The organism is Sphingomonas sp. GM_Shp_1, from assembly GCF_026540895.1.
In the GTDB taxonomy this organism is placed as follows: Bacteria; Pseudomonadota; Alphaproteobacteria; order Sphingomonadales; family Sphingomonadaceae; genus Sphingomonas.
Map to the genome: position 1 here is coordinate 1 of NZ_JALNUR010000015.1, position 12,417 is coordinate 12,417.

Consider the following 12,417-nt stretch of genomic DNA (forward strand, 5'->3'; position numbering starts at 1 on the left):
AGATGTGTATAAGAGACAGCTCCCCGACCGGCCGAGTGCGATCCTGTGCAGCAGCGACGACATGGCCGCCGGGCTGATCGGCGAGGCGCACCGCATGGGACTGCGCCTGCCGGGCGATCTGACGGTGACGGGGTTCGACGATACCGCGATCGCGGCGCGGCTCTGGCCGCCGCTGACGGTGATCCGCCAGCCGGTCGGCGACATGGCGTTCCGCGCGGTCGAGCAGGTCTTGGCCTCGCTCCGGTCGCGGCAGGTGGAGGACCGGGTGGTGGAATTTGAGCTGGTCACGCGGGAGTCGGTGGGGCGGGGGTAGTTTCGTGAATCCCGTGGCCTTCGACTTCGCTCAGGCTGAACGGAGGTTGGGATTGGGGTTCAAGCCATCCAGCCCGTTCGCACTGAGCGAAGTCGAAGTGCACGCGCCAACATCGCCGCAAATCCCCGCCCCCCAGAAAAGCATCGAGAGGGCGGGGACATCACTCCCCTATCACCCCGTCCGGCCATACTCCGCCACCAGCGCCACTTCCTCCGGATCGCCCAGCACCACACCGACCCGCTGGTGCAGGCCGATCGCCTCGACATCCATGATCGGGATCGCGCCGTCGATCGACGCGCCGCCCGCCTGTTCGATCAGGAAGCTCATCGGGTTCGCTTCGTACAACAGCCGCAGCTTGGCCTTGCCCGGCTGGCGGTGGTCGCCGGGATAGAGGAACACGCCGCCGCGCTTCAGGATGCGGTGGATGTCCGCAACCATCGAGGCGGTCCAGCGCATATTATAGTCGACGCCGCACGGCCCTTCGCTGCCCAGGATGCGCTCCTCGATATAGCGGGCGATGCCGGGCGACCATTGGCGGCGGCGGGCCATGTTGATCGCGAATTCGCGCGTTCCCGCCGGAATGCGCATCGGCCCATCGGTCAGCCGCCACGATCCCAGTTCGCGGTCGAGGGTGAATTCATACACCCCCTCGCCGACGGTCAGCACCAACAGCGTCTGCGGCCCGTAGATCGCATAGCCCGCCGCCACCTGCGCGCGGCCGGGTTGCAGGAAGTCCGCCTCGGTCACCTCGCGCCCTGCGCAATCCTCGGGCGCGCGCAGGACCGAGAAGATGGTGCCGACCGACAGGTCGACATCGACATTGCTCGACCCGTCGATGGGATCGAACAGCAGCAGATACTCGCCCTTGGGATAGCGGTTGGGGATGCGATGGATCGTCTCCATCTCCTCCGACGCCATCGCGGCGAGGTGCCCGCCCCATTCATTGGCGTCGAGCAGCAGGTCGTTGGCGATCACGTCCAGCTTCTTCTGGACCTCGCCCTGCACATTCTCGCTGCCCAGCGAGCCCAGCACATCGCCCAGCGCACCCTTGGAAATCGCCTGGTTTACCGCCTTGCACGCCCGCGCGACCGTCTCGATCAGCAGGCGGAGTTCGGGCGGGCAGGTTTCCGGCGATCGGCGTTGCTGCTCGATCAGGAAACGGGTCAGCGTCGTCTGGCGCGGGGTGGTCATCGTCGCACGGCTCCGGGGACAGGGATGGGGACGATCGACCGTGCGGGCTCCCGTCCCGCCTGGCCGAGCCATGTGGCACGCGCCTCCATGCCCAAGCCCCGGCGCATCCGCAACCGCAGGTTAAGACAAGCGCGTGCTTTATAGGGACGAAGCATTTCTGTTATATCCCATTTGCCAAGTGGGATATGATCAGGGTCGGAGGATCGTGATGACGACCAGCAAGCTGACCGCCGCCCCCCGCCACGGGGAAGATGCCGCCACCGGGATCGACGGCATCGTCTCCGCGCTGCGCCTCGCCCGGCATGGCTGGCGTCAGCGGCAGGATGCGGGGCGTGATGTGGAGCGTTTCCCCTCGCGCGCCGGGGTGGAGGATGTCGTCGCGCTGGTCGGCGCCGCACTCTATCCGCGCCGTCTGGGCCATTTCCGGGGAACGCCCGTCGAGGAGGACCGGTTCGTCGCCGCCAAGCTGCTCGCCGCGCTGACCGCGCTGGAGCGGGAGGTCGGGGCCGAACTCGCTTATTGGCAGAAGGATGCCGATACGGCCTTCCCGCCCGAACAGGCGGCGCTGATCGCCCGGCTGTTCGGCGCGACCCTGCCGCATGTGCGCGAGATGATCGACAGCGATGTCGAGGCGGCGTTCCTGGCCGATCCGGCGGCGCGCAGCGTCGATGAGATATTGCTCTGCTATCCGGGTGCCGTCGCCAGTCTGCATCACCGGATCGCGCATGAGCTGAACGGGCTGGGCGCGCCGATCGTCGCGCGGATGATCTCCGAACTTGCCAATGAGCGGACTGGGATCGACATCCACCCGGCCGCGACCATCGGGCGGCATTTCTTCATCGACCATGGCACCGGCGTCGTCATCGGCGAAACGGCGATCGTGGGCGAGCGGGTGCGCGTCTATCAGCATGTGACGCTGGGCGCGCGATCGGCGCTGGGCACCGCGCCGCGTTCGCCGCGCGACCGCTTCGCCCGGCATCCGATCGTCGAGGACGACGTCATCATCTATGCTGGCGCAACCGTGCTCGGTCGGGTTACGATCGGCGCGCGCTCGGTGATCGGGGGCAATGTCTGGCTGCTGAGCGACGTCGCGCCGGACAGCGTCTTGGTCCAGCCCGAGGCGCGGGCCTTGCAGCGGGCGGAGGGGCGCGCGCTGCGACAGGAGCTGGAGGGGACGGCATGACGCGAACACGCAAGCCCATCGTCGGACTGATGTGCGGGAACGAGGTCGCCGGTCGCCCCATCCAGGCGGTAGCGACCCGCTTCATCGAGCCGGTGGTGCGGCTGTGCGGGGCGAGCGTGGTGATGGTCCCCGCCGTGCGCGAGGCGGTCGATCCGGCGGCGATGGCGGACATGCTCGACGGCCTGTTGCTGACCGGCGGGCGATCGCATGTCGAGCCCGCACAATATGAGGATCGCGGCCATCTCGCCCGTCATCTCTGCGATCCGGAGCGGGACAGCGTCGCGCTGTCGCTGGCCGGGCGGATGATAGAACGGGGCAAGCCCGTCTATGGCATCTGCCGGGGAATGCAGGAGATCAACGTGTTGTTCGGCGGCACGCTGACCTGTCTGGGCGGCCTGCCGCGCCACCATCGCGGATCGTGGGACGAGGATTACGAGGCGCTGTTCGGCCATCATCACCCCGTCGATCTGGCGGCGGGCGGCGTGCTGGCGGGGCGCAGTGGGCATCGGCGGCTGGAGGTCAATTCGGTACACCAGCAGGGCGTCGACCGGCTGGGCTATGGCCTGGTGGTCGAGGCGCGCGACAGCGAGGACGGGCTGATTGAGGCGTTTCGCGCGCCCGGCTGCGGCGCGGATGTGCTGGCGGTGCAGTGGCATCCCGAATGGGACGGCGCGCAGTGCAGCGTCGCGCACAGCTTCTTCACCTTGCTGGGCGAATCCATGCAGGGCCGCGCCTGATCCTCATCGGGAAAAACGCACTATCATATTTGCAAGTGGAATCGCGCGGCGGCCATCGGTAAGGAGGGCGGAGCGAGGGAAGGGCGCGTGAGGCGACCCGTTGGAGAAGGAGCCCGATCGATGAAGCTGCTGCGTTATGGTGAACCGGGACGGGAACGCGCGGGACTTCTGGATGCCGATGGTCGCATCCGTGCGTTGCCGGAGGCACTGGGCGATCTGGCCGCCGAACGGCTGAGCCCCGCCGGCCTTGCCGAGATCGCCGCGCTCGACCCCGCCTCGCTGCCGCTGGTCGAGGGCGAACCGCGCCTGGGTTCGTGCGTGGCACGGCCGGGCAAGTTCATCTGCATCGGCCTTAATTATCGCCTTCATGCCGCCGAGAGCAATCTGCCGATCCCGGCCGAGCCGGTGGTGTTCGGGAAATGGTCCAGCGCGGTCGTCGGCCCGAACGACGATGTCGAAATCCCGCGCGGCTCGGAAAAGACCGATTGGGAAGTCGAACTCGGCGTCGTGATCGGCACCCGCGCGCGCTATGTCGACCAGGCCTCGGCACTGGACCATGTCGCGGGCTATTGCGTCATCAACGATGTCAGCGAACGTGCCTATCAGTTGGAGCGCGGCGGCACCTGGGACAAGGGCAAGGGCTGCGACACCTTCGGCCCGACCGGCCCGTGGCTGGTGACGGCGGACGAGGTCGCCGATCCGCAGGCCCTGCATCTGTGGCTGGAGGTCGACGGCCACCGCTATCAGGACGGCAACACCAGCGACATGATCTTCACCGTTGCCGAGATCGTCTCCTATCTCAGCCAGTTCTGCACGCTGGAGCCGGGCGACATCATCTCGACCGGCACGCCCAAGGGCGTCGGCATGGGCCAGAAGCCGCAAACCTATCTGCGTCCGGGACAGACGGTACGGCTGGGCATCGAGGGCTTGGGCGAACAGACCCAGCGCTTCGTCGCGGCGGCCTGACACGACGGCGTGCGTTTCCCTTTCCCCGGGGCAGGGGAAGGTAGGGTCGGCCTTCAACCGGAAGGTTCATCATTCCTCCCCTGTAAGGGGAGGGGGACCATGCGCAGCATGGTGAGGGGTGTCCCCCTATCGAGAGGGCGACACCTCTTCGTCAGGCCTGACGGCCTGCCATCTCCCCTGCAAGGGGAGGAATGGGATGAATGCCGACCGGTCTTGCCCGTCACGGCCAAGGCCGGAAAGAGCCATGCCCGCTTGACGGAACCAGCGGGTTGCGCGAACCCGCTGGCCATGGCCGATACACCTCAAAAATCGGAGGCGAAGGACACGCTGCGCTTCTTCCTGAAGCTGGCGCTGTTCGTCTTCATCCTGCGCAGCTTCATCGTGACGTCGTTCGTCATCCCGTCGGAGTCGATGCTGCCGCGTCTGCTGATCGGCGACTATCTGTTCGTGACCAAGTGGAATTACGGCTATTCACGCTGGTCGCTGCCCTTCGGCCTGCCGTTGCTGCCCGGCCATATCCTGGCCCGTGCGCCTGCGCGCGGCGATGTGGTGGTGTTCCGCTCGCCGGGGCCCGACGATCATGACGTCATCAAGCGGGTGATCGGCCTGCCGGGCGACACGATCCAGGTGACGAACGGCCAGGTCATCCTGAACGGTCGCCCGATCCCCAAGCAGCGGATCGCCGATTTCGTCCTGCCGCTGACGCCCAATTTCGATGCCGACAAATGCGGCCCCTTCCTCGACACGGTCGCAGGGAAACCCGTCTGCCGATACCCCCGCTTCCGCGAGACGCTGCCCAACGGCAAGAGCTATGAGGTGCTCGACCAGGGCAATCTGCCCGATCGCGACGACACGGTGGTCTACACCGTTCCGGCGGACAATGTCTTCCTGATGGGCGACAATCGCGACGATTCGGCGGACAGCCGTTTCGCGCCGCCCATGGGCATGGGCTATATCCCGATGAACCGGCTGGAGGGCCGCGCGGCGGTGACCTTCTTCTCGACCGACGGCTCGGCGGAGTGGATCAAGCCCTGGACCTGGGTGACGGCGGCCCGCTGGAACCGGATCGGAGAAGGGTTTTGAGCGCGCTTGAGCCTTGGCTGGCCGAAATGTTCGGTCGCGCGCCCGCCGATGTCGCGCCCTTCCAGCGCGCGCTGACCCATGGCAGCCAGGCGGCGGAGAATTACGAGCGGCTGGAGTTTCTGGGCGACCGGGTGCTGGGCCTCATCATGGCCGAATGGCTGTGGGAGCAGTTCCCGAACGAGCCCGAGGGGCAATTGTCGCGTCGTTTGAATACGTTGGTGACGGGCGCGGTCTGTGCCGATGTCGCGCGCGACCTGGGCGTTCGCGATCATCTGCGGCTGGGCAAGCAGGCGCGCGATGACGGCGCATCGGACAGCGACAATGTGCTGGGCGACGTGATGGAGGCGCTGATCGGCGCCTGGTATCGCGAGGCGGGGCTGGAGGCGGCGCGCGCGTTCGTCCGCAAGGCCTGGGGCGACCGGGTCCATTCGCAGGGCAAGGCGCCCCAGCATCCCAAGTCGGCGCTTCAGGAATGGGCCGCCGCGCATAACCGCAAGGCGCCGGAATATGTGGTGACGGACCGCTCGGGCCCGCATCATGCGCCGCGCTTCACCGTGACGGTGCGGATCAACCGGTCGGGCGAGGCGACGGCTACTGGGGCGAACAAGCAGGAGGCGGAAACCGCTGCGGCGAAGGCGTTGCTGGCGAAGTTGAAGGAGTGAGGGTTCCCTTGGACCCTTCGACTTCGCTCAGGACGGGCTTCGACTTCGCTCAGCCTGAACGGCTTTTGTACGGGAGGTCCATTCCCAACCTCCGTTCAGCCTGAGCGAAGTCGAAGGCCACGGGAAGCCCTAAACCCCGCTCAAGCCGATTCCCGCGCCTCAGTGCTTGGCCGCCGCGTCCTTCTTCGCCTGAACCTTCGCCCGGTGATGCCCGATCGCGCAGCCCGCCGCGGCGCCCAGCACGGCATGGCCCTTGCCGACGAAATGCCCACCGACTCCGCCGACCGCCGCGCCCTTCAGGCAACCCTTGGCCGAGGCGGGGCCCGCGACGGTCAGCAGCGCGGCGGCCGACAAGGCGGTGAGAAGGGTCTTCATAACGTCTCTCCTTGCTCTGAAATCATGGGAGAAAAATGCGCGCTTCGCCGTGGCCGTTCCGTGATGGCCCCATTACATCGCGTCCATGCGGGCTTTCCCTTGCCGGGAAGGGGGCTTGGCCTGTACCGCTGGCAGCCATGACTGAACAACGTTGCGGCCTCGTCGCCGTCGTCGGCGCGCCCAATGCCGGCAAATCCACCCTCGTCAATGCGCTGGTCGGCCAGAAGGTCGCCATCGTCAGCCCCAAGGCGCAGACGACCCGCGCCAAGCTGCTCGGCGTCGCGATCGAGGGGGATGCGCAGATCCTGCTGGTCGATACGCCCGGCATCTTCGAGCCCAAGCGCCGCCTGGACCGGGCGATGGTCGCCGCCGCCTGGGAAGGGGCGGAGGGCGCCGACATCCTGGCGCTGGTCGTCGACGGGAAGGGCGGCATCGGCCCCAAGGTCACCGCCATCGCCGAGTCGATCGCGCACCGGCCCGAGCCCAAGCACCTGATCCTCAACAAGGTCGACATCGCCGACAAGGCGCGGCTGCTGGGCCATGCCGAAAAGCTGAACGCGGTCGTGCCCTTCGACGAAATCTGGTTCGTCTCCGCCCAGACCGGTGATGGCCTGCCCGAACTCAAGGCGCATTTCGCCAAGCTGATGCCCGAGGGGCCGTGGCATTATCCCGAGGACCAGGTCTCCGACGCGACCGAGCGCGCGCTGGCGGCCGAAGTGACGCGCGAGCAGATCTACCTCCAGCTCCACGCCGAACTGCCCTATGCCAGCGCGGTCGAGACCGAGGCCTATAAGGAGCGCGAGGACGGATCGGTCGAGATCCACCAGCAGATCCTGGTCGAACGCCCGACCCAGCGCGCCATCGTGCTGGGCAAGAATGGCGTGCGGATCAAGGAGATCGGGGCCAAGGCGCGTGAGGAACTGTCGCGGATCCTGGGGCACAAGGTGCATTTGTACCTGCACGTGAAGGTGAAACCGGGCTGGGACGAGGATAGGTCGGTTTACAAGGATATCGGGTTGGATTGGGTGGATTGATTTCTTGGGGTGGGGGCTCGGTGAGACACCGGAGCCCTCCCCCATCCCCTCCCGCTTGCGGGAGGGGTGCGTTGCTTGGCTGATGTCGTGCGTTAGCAACAAGCCGATCGCTTGTTGATGCGCTGACCGGTCCCGCTTGGCACGCCCCTCCCGCAGGCGGGAGGGGATGGGGGAGGGCAGAGGGGCTAGGCGACCGGCTCGCTCAGCCGCCCCAAAGCCCACTCCGCCGCCTCCACCACCACCGGATCATCGTCCCCCAGCAGCCCCCGCAGCACCGGCACCAACTCCGCCGCCCCGCTATTCCCCGCTGCGATCGCCGCGTTGCGGACCATCCGGTTGCGCCCGATCCGCTTGATCGGCGAGCCTGAGAACACCTGCCGGAACCCGGCATCGTCCAGCGACAGCAAATCCCCCAACTCCGGCGCGGTCAGCTCCGCGCGCGGATGGAACGCCATGTTCGCCTGCGCGGCGGCGGCGAACTTGTTCCAGGGGCACACCGCCAGACAGTCGTCGCAGCCATAGATGCGATTGCCGATCGCGACCCGGAACTCTTCCGGGATCGGCCCCGCATGTTCGATGGTGAGGTAGGAGATACAGCGCCGCGCATCCAGTTGATAAGGCGCGGGAAACGCATCGGTCGGGCAGGCCCGCTGGCACGCATCGCACCGCCCGCACGTGTCGCGCGCAACCGCATCGGGCTCCAGTTCCAGCGTGGTGTAGATCGCCCCCAGGAACAGCCAGCTACCATGATCGCGGCTGACCAGATTGGTGTGCTTGCCCTGCCAACCGAGCCCCGCGGCTTCGGCCAGCGGCTTTTCCATCACCGGCGCGGTGTCGACGAAGACCTTCAGGTCGCAACCCGCCTCCTGCGCCAGCCAGCGGCCCAGCGCCTTCAACTGGCGCTTCACCACATCGTGATAATCCGCCCCTTGCGCATAGACCGAGATGCGCCCGATCCGCACCCGGTTCGCCAGCCGCATCGGGTCCTCGGCGGGGGCATAGCTGACGCCCAGCGAGAGGATGCTCTTCACCTCGGGCCACAGGCTGGCGGGGCTTTGGCGCTGGTGCGCACGGTCGGCCATCCAGATCATCGATCCGTGCCGTCCCTCGGCCAGCCATTGGTGCAATCGCTCGACCGTCTTCGGCGCGGCCTCGGCATGGGTGATGCCGATCGCGGCGAAGCCCAGTTCCGCCGCCTTCGCCTTGATCCGGGTTTCCAGCTTGTCTTGCGCCACGTCCGCCCGCTACCACAGCCGCTCAGGGAGGAACAGTTGCGTGGATAATCAGTGGGCGGTCAGCGCCTCGGGCCTCGCCAAGCGATTTGGCGACCGGCGTGTGGTGGATGGCGTCGACATCGCGGTTCCGACCGGCGCGGTTTACGGTGTTCTGGGGCCCAACGGTGCGGGCAAGACGACGACGCTGCGGATGCTGTTGGGCATTATCGAGCCCGACGAGGGCCGGCGCACGCTGCTCGGCCATGACCATCCGCGCGAGGCCAGCGATCTGGTCGGCTATCTGCCCGAGGAGCGCGGGCTCTACCCCGCTATGAAGGCGCGCGAGGCGATCGCCTTCATGGGGGCGCTGCGCGGGCTCGACTGGGCGACCGGGCGGGCGCGGGCGGTCGAACTGCTCGACCAGGCCGGGCTGGGCCATGCCGCCGACACCAAGATTCGCAAATTGTCCAAGGGCATGGCGCAACTGGTGCAGTTGCTCGGCTCGGTCGTCCACCGGCCCAAATTACTCGTGCTGGACGAACCCTTTTCGGGGCTCGATCCGGTCAATCAGGAACGGCTGGAGGCACTGATTCTGGGAGAGCGTGACCGGGGCGCGACCATCCTGTTCTCCACCCATGTCATGGCTCATGCCGAGCGGCTGTGCGACCGCCTGGCCATCATTGCAGGCGGGCAGCGGCGGTTCGAGGGGACGGTGGACGAGGCACGCGGCACGTTGCGTTCGCGCGTCCGCTATCGCCCGCGCGACCCCGAGCGGGCGTCCCCCGACCTACTTCCCGCCGACGCGGTGCGGGAAGGGGAGGATTGGCGCTTCGTCCTGCCCGATGAGGGGATCGAGCCGGTGCTGGGACGGCTGCTGGCGGCGGGCGCGGGGATCATGAACCTCTCGATCGAGCGTCCCAGCCTGCACGAGGCCTTTGTCCGCATCGTCGGCGAGCCGGTTGAGGAGAAGGCGGCATGAGCCGGACACGTCGATTGCTTCGCCAGACCATGACGATCGCCCGCCGCGATTTCGTCGCAACGGTCTTCACGCCGATCTTCCTGCTGTTCCTGTTCGCACCGCTGATCATGGTGGCGTTCAGCACCATCGGCGCGATGGGCGCGGCGCAGGCGGCGGATCACGGTGCCGACCATGTGCGCATCGTCGCCATCGTGCCGAACGCGGTGGCGGGCGCCTTTGTCGAGGCGGACAAGCGCGCGCGCATCGTCTTCCGCCGCGACGAAGAACCGCCCGCGCTGGCGATCCTCAGCCCCTCGGGCGAGCCAGCGGCCCAGGCGCGCAAGGCGTTCGAGTCCGGCGACTATGACGCGACGGCGGTGCTCTATGGTCCGCTCGACCGGCCGACGATCCTGTATGGCCCGCGCGGCACGCGGGCGGCGGACTATCTGGCGGTGCTGGCGAGCAGCGCGCTGTCGGCCGAGCGGCTGGGCGGCGAACTGCCCCGGGTCGACGCCACCAAGGTGCCGTTCAGTCGCCAGCGCGCGACGCTGGGCGGGCAGAACCAGACCGCCTTCCTGGCGGTGTTCGGCGTCTTCTTCCTGACCCTGTTCCTTGCGGGGCAGGTCGTCGGCACCATGGCGGAGGAACGGTCGAACAAGGTGATCGAGGTGCTGGCCGCCGCCGTGCCCCTGGAGGCGGTGTTCCTGGGCAAGCTGCTGGGCATGTTCGGGGTGGCGGTGCTGTTCATCGGCTTCTGGGGCACGGTGCTGGGCCAGGTGACCAGCGTGCTGCCGCCCGCCTTCAGCGGCATGGTGGGCGAACTGTCCCCGGCGGTCGGCCTGCCGATGTTCATCCTGTTGTTCGTGACCTATTTCACCATGGCCTATCTGCTGCTTGGATCGGTGTTCCTGACGATCGGCGCGCAGGCCTCGACCATGCGCGAGATTCAGATGCTGTCACTGCCGATCACCATCGTGCAGGTGGGCATGTTCACCCTGACGCTCAGCGGCCTGTCCAAGCCCGATAGCTGGCTGGCGGTGATCGCGGAGGTGTTCCCGCTTTCCTCGCCCTTCGCGATGGCGGGGATGGCGGCGGCGAGCGACTCGCTCTGGCCGCATGCGGTGGCGCTGGCCTGGCAGGCGCTGTGGGTGGCGATCTTCGTGACGATGGGCGCGCGGTTGTTCCGGCGGGGCGTGTTGCAGTCGGGCAGTGTGCGGCCCTTCTGGCGGCGCAAGGGGGCGTAACCAAGTCCCCCCCATCGGAGATGGGGAGGATTTAGGATAGGTCCTTATCCCGAGTGGGGTGCCTTCCTATCTTGGGTTTATGACCGCATCTCCTTCCAATCGCCGCGCTTTTCTGTCGCTGATGGGGCTTGGCGCCCTGGGTGCGGGCCTGTCCGCCTGCGGGCGGGAGGCCGAGGCGGCGGAGCGCTTTCCCGTTGCGATGAGCGATGCGGCATGGCGGCAGAAGCTGGGCCCGGCGGCCTATAACGTCTTGCGTCAGGAGGGGACCGAGCGTCCCTATTCCAGTCCGCTCAACGACGAGCATCGCAGCGGCGTCTTTGCCTGCAAGGGATGCGCGCAGCCGGTCTTTTCATCCAAGACCAAGTTCGAGAGCGGCACCGGCTGGCCGAGCTTCTGGGCGCCCTTGCCCCGAGCCGTCGGGACACGCAGCGATCGGTCGCTGATGATGGCGCGGGTGGAGGTGCATTGCAGCCGCTGTGGCGGGCATCTCGGCCATGTCTTCGACGATGGGCCCAAGCCGACGGGGAAGCGCTATTGTATGAACGGCGTGGCGATGACGTTTCGGGCGGCGTGAGTACCGGCGTACCGCTTGGGCGGCTGGTCCCGTGGCCCCTTCGTCTATGCTCAGGACAGGCTTCGACTTCGCTCAGGCTGAACGGGCGTTAGGATTGTTGAACCGGCCCCTTGCCGAAATACGAAACCCACAGCCGTTCGCGCTGAGCGAAGTCGAAGCGCATGTTTCGCGTTTGCGGCTGGGCGGGGTCATCTCCCCCAGGAGCAGGAAACTTACTCGACCGGAGCGGCGAAGGTCAGGATGCCGCTGACACGGCCATCGGTGCGCGAGGCGATCTGGGTGGCGGGCAGGTCGGCGACGTTGCTCTTGTGGCCGGAATAGATGAAGCCCTTGGTCGGGTAGGCCGAGGTGCCCAGATCGCCATTGGGGCCGTACCACACCTTGACCATCGACCAGTCGTTGTTCGGCGAGACGTCGATCGCGCGGACGTCGCGCTCGATGCCGCCGCGGCGCGACCAGTTGGCGTGGGTGAGGAGGACTTCGCGGTCGCTGACGACCTTGCTGACCATCGCGACATGGCCGACGCGCATCCGGCGGGTGGCGTCGAAGGCGAGGACCGAGCCCGGCTGCGGGGTGTGGCCACGCTCGTAGCGGCCCTCGGCTTGGCCCCACCAGGTGTTGGCGTTGCCGTGAAGATCGATGCCCGAAATCTCGCGGGCATAGGGTGCACACTGCCAGAACTGCGCGGCAGCAGGGGTGGCCATCATCAGGCCGCACGATGCCATCAGCGCGAATCGCACTGCAAATGCCTTGAACTTCACAGGACCCCCCGGTCGGAATGTCGGTGTGAGTGTCGATTAACCGGGGCTAAACGGCTTGGAAAGGCGGGCCGGAACCATATCCGGTGAACGGTGTTTCGGCGGCGGTGACCTGAAAATCCGGC

General features: G+C 67.2%; 14 protein-coding genes. 10 read left to right on the plus strand and 4 right to left on the minus strand.

Annotation, left to right across the window (positions count from 1 at the left end):
• The coding region (locus tag OXQ33_RS09325; RefSeq protein ID WP_267434412.1) for a substrate-binding domain-containing protein at positions 1–313 on the plus strand (313 nt) is incomplete at its 5' end.
• A gap of 171 nt (positions 314–484) precedes the next feature.
• Here OXQ33_RS09325 and OXQ33_RS09330 read toward each other — a convergent pair.
• Positions 485–1,504 (minus strand): class 1 fructose-bisphosphatase, encoded by a 1,020-nt coding sequence (locus OXQ33_RS09330; protein WP_267434413.1) that lies wholly within the window; start codon positions 1,502–1,504, stop codon positions 485–487.
• 208 nt (positions 1,505–1,712) lie between these two features.
• Between OXQ33_RS09330 and epsC the strand changes: the two genes are divergently transcribed.
• From epsC to rnc, 5 genes are all read left to right on the plus strand, one after another.
• Entirely contained in the window at positions 1,713–2,687 is a 975-nt protein-coding gene (gene epsC, locus OXQ33_RS09335) for a serine O-acetyltransferase EpsC (protein ID WP_267434414.1), read from the plus strand.
• The gene (locus OXQ33_RS09340; protein ID WP_267434415.1) at positions 2,684–3,424 is read left to right on the plus strand and encodes a gamma-glutamyl-gamma-aminobutyrate hydrolase family protein; all 741 of its coding nucleotides are present in this window, start codon (positions 2,684–2,686) and stop codon (positions 3,422–3,424) included. Before epsC ends, OXQ33_RS09340 begins: the two co-directional genes overlap by 4 nt.
• A gap of 120 nt (positions 3,425–3,544) precedes the next feature.
• On the plus strand, positions 3,545–4,390 hold the full coding sequence (locus OXQ33_RS09345; protein ID WP_267434416.1) for a fumarylacetoacetate hydrolase family protein: 846 nt from the start codon (positions 3,545–3,547) through the stop codon (positions 4,388–4,390).
• Between the two features lie 288 nt (positions 4,391–4,678).
• Positions 4,679–5,473, plus strand: a complete 795-nt coding sequence (gene lepB / locus OXQ33_RS09350) for a signal peptidase I (RefSeq protein ID WP_267434417.1) — start codon at positions 4,679–4,681, stop codon at positions 5,471–5,473.
• A 26-nt stretch (positions 5,474–5,499) separates the two neighbouring features.
• Complete coding sequence (gene rnc / locus OXQ33_RS09355; protein WP_267434504.1) at positions 5,500–6,135, plus strand: ribonuclease III; 636 nt, start codon at positions 5,500–5,502, stop codon at positions 6,133–6,135.
• 159 nt (positions 6,136–6,294) lie between these two features.
• Here rnc and OXQ33_RS09360 read toward each other — a convergent pair whose 3' ends face one another.
• Positions 6,295–6,510 (minus strand): hypothetical protein, encoded by a 216-nt coding sequence (locus OXQ33_RS09360; RefSeq protein ID WP_267434418.1) that lies wholly within the window; start codon positions 6,508–6,510, stop codon positions 6,295–6,297.
• Between the two features lie 137 nt (positions 6,511–6,647).
• Here OXQ33_RS09360 and era point away from each other — a divergent pair, with 137 nt between their 5' ends.
• Positions 6,648–7,544 (plus strand): GTPase Era, encoded by an 897-nt coding sequence (gene era, locus OXQ33_RS09365; RefSeq protein WP_058716522.1) that lies wholly within the window; start codon positions 6,648–6,650, stop codon positions 7,542–7,544.
• Positions 7,545–7,729: 185 nt separating this feature from the next.
• Here era and queG read toward each other — a convergent pair whose 3' ends face one another.
• Positions 7,730–8,779 (minus strand): tRNA epoxyqueuosine(34) reductase QueG, encoded by a 1,050-nt coding sequence (gene queG / locus OXQ33_RS09370; protein ID WP_267434419.1) that lies wholly within the window; start codon positions 8,777–8,779, stop codon positions 7,730–7,732.
• 40 nt (positions 8,780–8,819) lie between these two features.
• On the opposite strand from queG, the gene OXQ33_RS09375 reads away from it, so the two are divergent.
• The 3 genes from OXQ33_RS09375 (at position 8,820) to msrB (ending at position 11,534) form a co-directional block, all read left to right on the plus strand.
• The gene (locus OXQ33_RS09375) at positions 8,820–9,737 is read left to right on the plus strand and encodes an ATP-binding cassette domain-containing protein (protein WP_267434420.1); all 918 of its coding nucleotides are present in this window, start codon (positions 8,820–8,822) and stop codon (positions 9,735–9,737) included.
• Positions 9,734–10,960: an ABC transporter permease gene (locus tag OXQ33_RS09380; protein ID WP_267434421.1), complete on the plus strand. Its 1,227-nt coding sequence runs from the start codon at positions 9,734–9,736 to the stop codon at positions 10,958–10,960. The genes OXQ33_RS09375 and OXQ33_RS09380 overlap by 4 nt, the downstream gene beginning before the upstream one ends.
• Positions 10,961–11,039: 79 nt before the next feature.
• Positions 11,040–11,534 (plus strand): peptide-methionine (R)-S-oxide reductase MsrB, encoded by a 495-nt coding sequence (gene msrB / locus OXQ33_RS09385; RefSeq protein WP_267434422.1) that lies wholly within the window; start codon positions 11,040–11,042, stop codon positions 11,532–11,534.
• Between the two features lie 212 nt (positions 11,535–11,746).
• On the opposite strand, the gene OXQ33_RS09390 is transcribed toward msrB, so the two are convergent.
• Positions 11,747–12,259: a CHAP domain-containing protein gene (locus tag OXQ33_RS09390; RefSeq protein ID WP_267434505.1), complete on the minus strand. Its 513-nt coding sequence runs from the start codon at positions 12,257–12,259 to the stop codon at positions 11,747–11,749.
• Positions 12,260–12,417 lie beyond the last annotated feature (158 nt).

Bases quoted from the DNA above. Each gene is read 5' to 3' on its own strand.
- OXQ33_RS09345 (WP_267434416.1), top strand. From the start codon at position 3,545: ATGAAGCTGCTGCGTTATGGTGAACCGGGACGGGAACGCGCGGGACTT.
- OXQ33_RS09360 (WP_267434418.1), bottom strand. From the start codon at position 6,510: ATGAAGACCCTTCTCACCGCCTTGTCGGCCGCCGCGCTGCTGACCGTC.
- OXQ33_RS09390 (WP_267434505.1), bottom strand. From the start codon at position 12,259: ATGGCATCGTGCGGCCTGATGATGGCCACCCCTGCTGCCGCGCAGTTC.
- OXQ33_RS09330 (WP_267434413.1), bottom strand. From the start codon at position 1,504: ATGACCACCCCGCGCCAGACGACGCTGACCCGTTTCCTGATCGAGCAG.
- epsC (WP_267434414.1), top strand. From the start codon at position 1,713: ATGACGACCAGCAAGCTGACCGCCGCCCCCCGCCACGGGGAAGATGCC.
- msrB (WP_267434422.1), top strand. From the start codon at position 11,040: ATGACCGCATCTCCTTCCAATCGCCGCGCTTTTCTGTCGCTGATGGGG.
- OXQ33_RS09380 (WP_267434421.1), top strand. From the start codon at position 9,734: ATGAGCCGGACACGTCGATTGCTTCGCCAGACCATGACGATCGCCCGC.
- lepB (WP_267434417.1), top strand. From the start codon at position 4,679: ATGGCCGATACACCTCAAAAATCGGAGGCGAAGGACACGCTGCGCTTC.
- rnc (WP_267434504.1), top strand. From the start codon at position 5,500: ATGTTCGGTCGCGCGCCCGCCGATGTCGCGCCCTTCCAGCGCGCGCTG.
- OXQ33_RS09340 (WP_267434415.1), top strand. From the start codon at position 2,684: ATGACGCGAACACGCAAGCCCATCGTCGGACTGATGTGCGGGAACGAG.
- era (WP_058716522.1), top strand. From the start codon at position 6,648: ATGACTGAACAACGTTGCGGCCTCGTCGCCGTCGTCGGCGCGCCCAAT.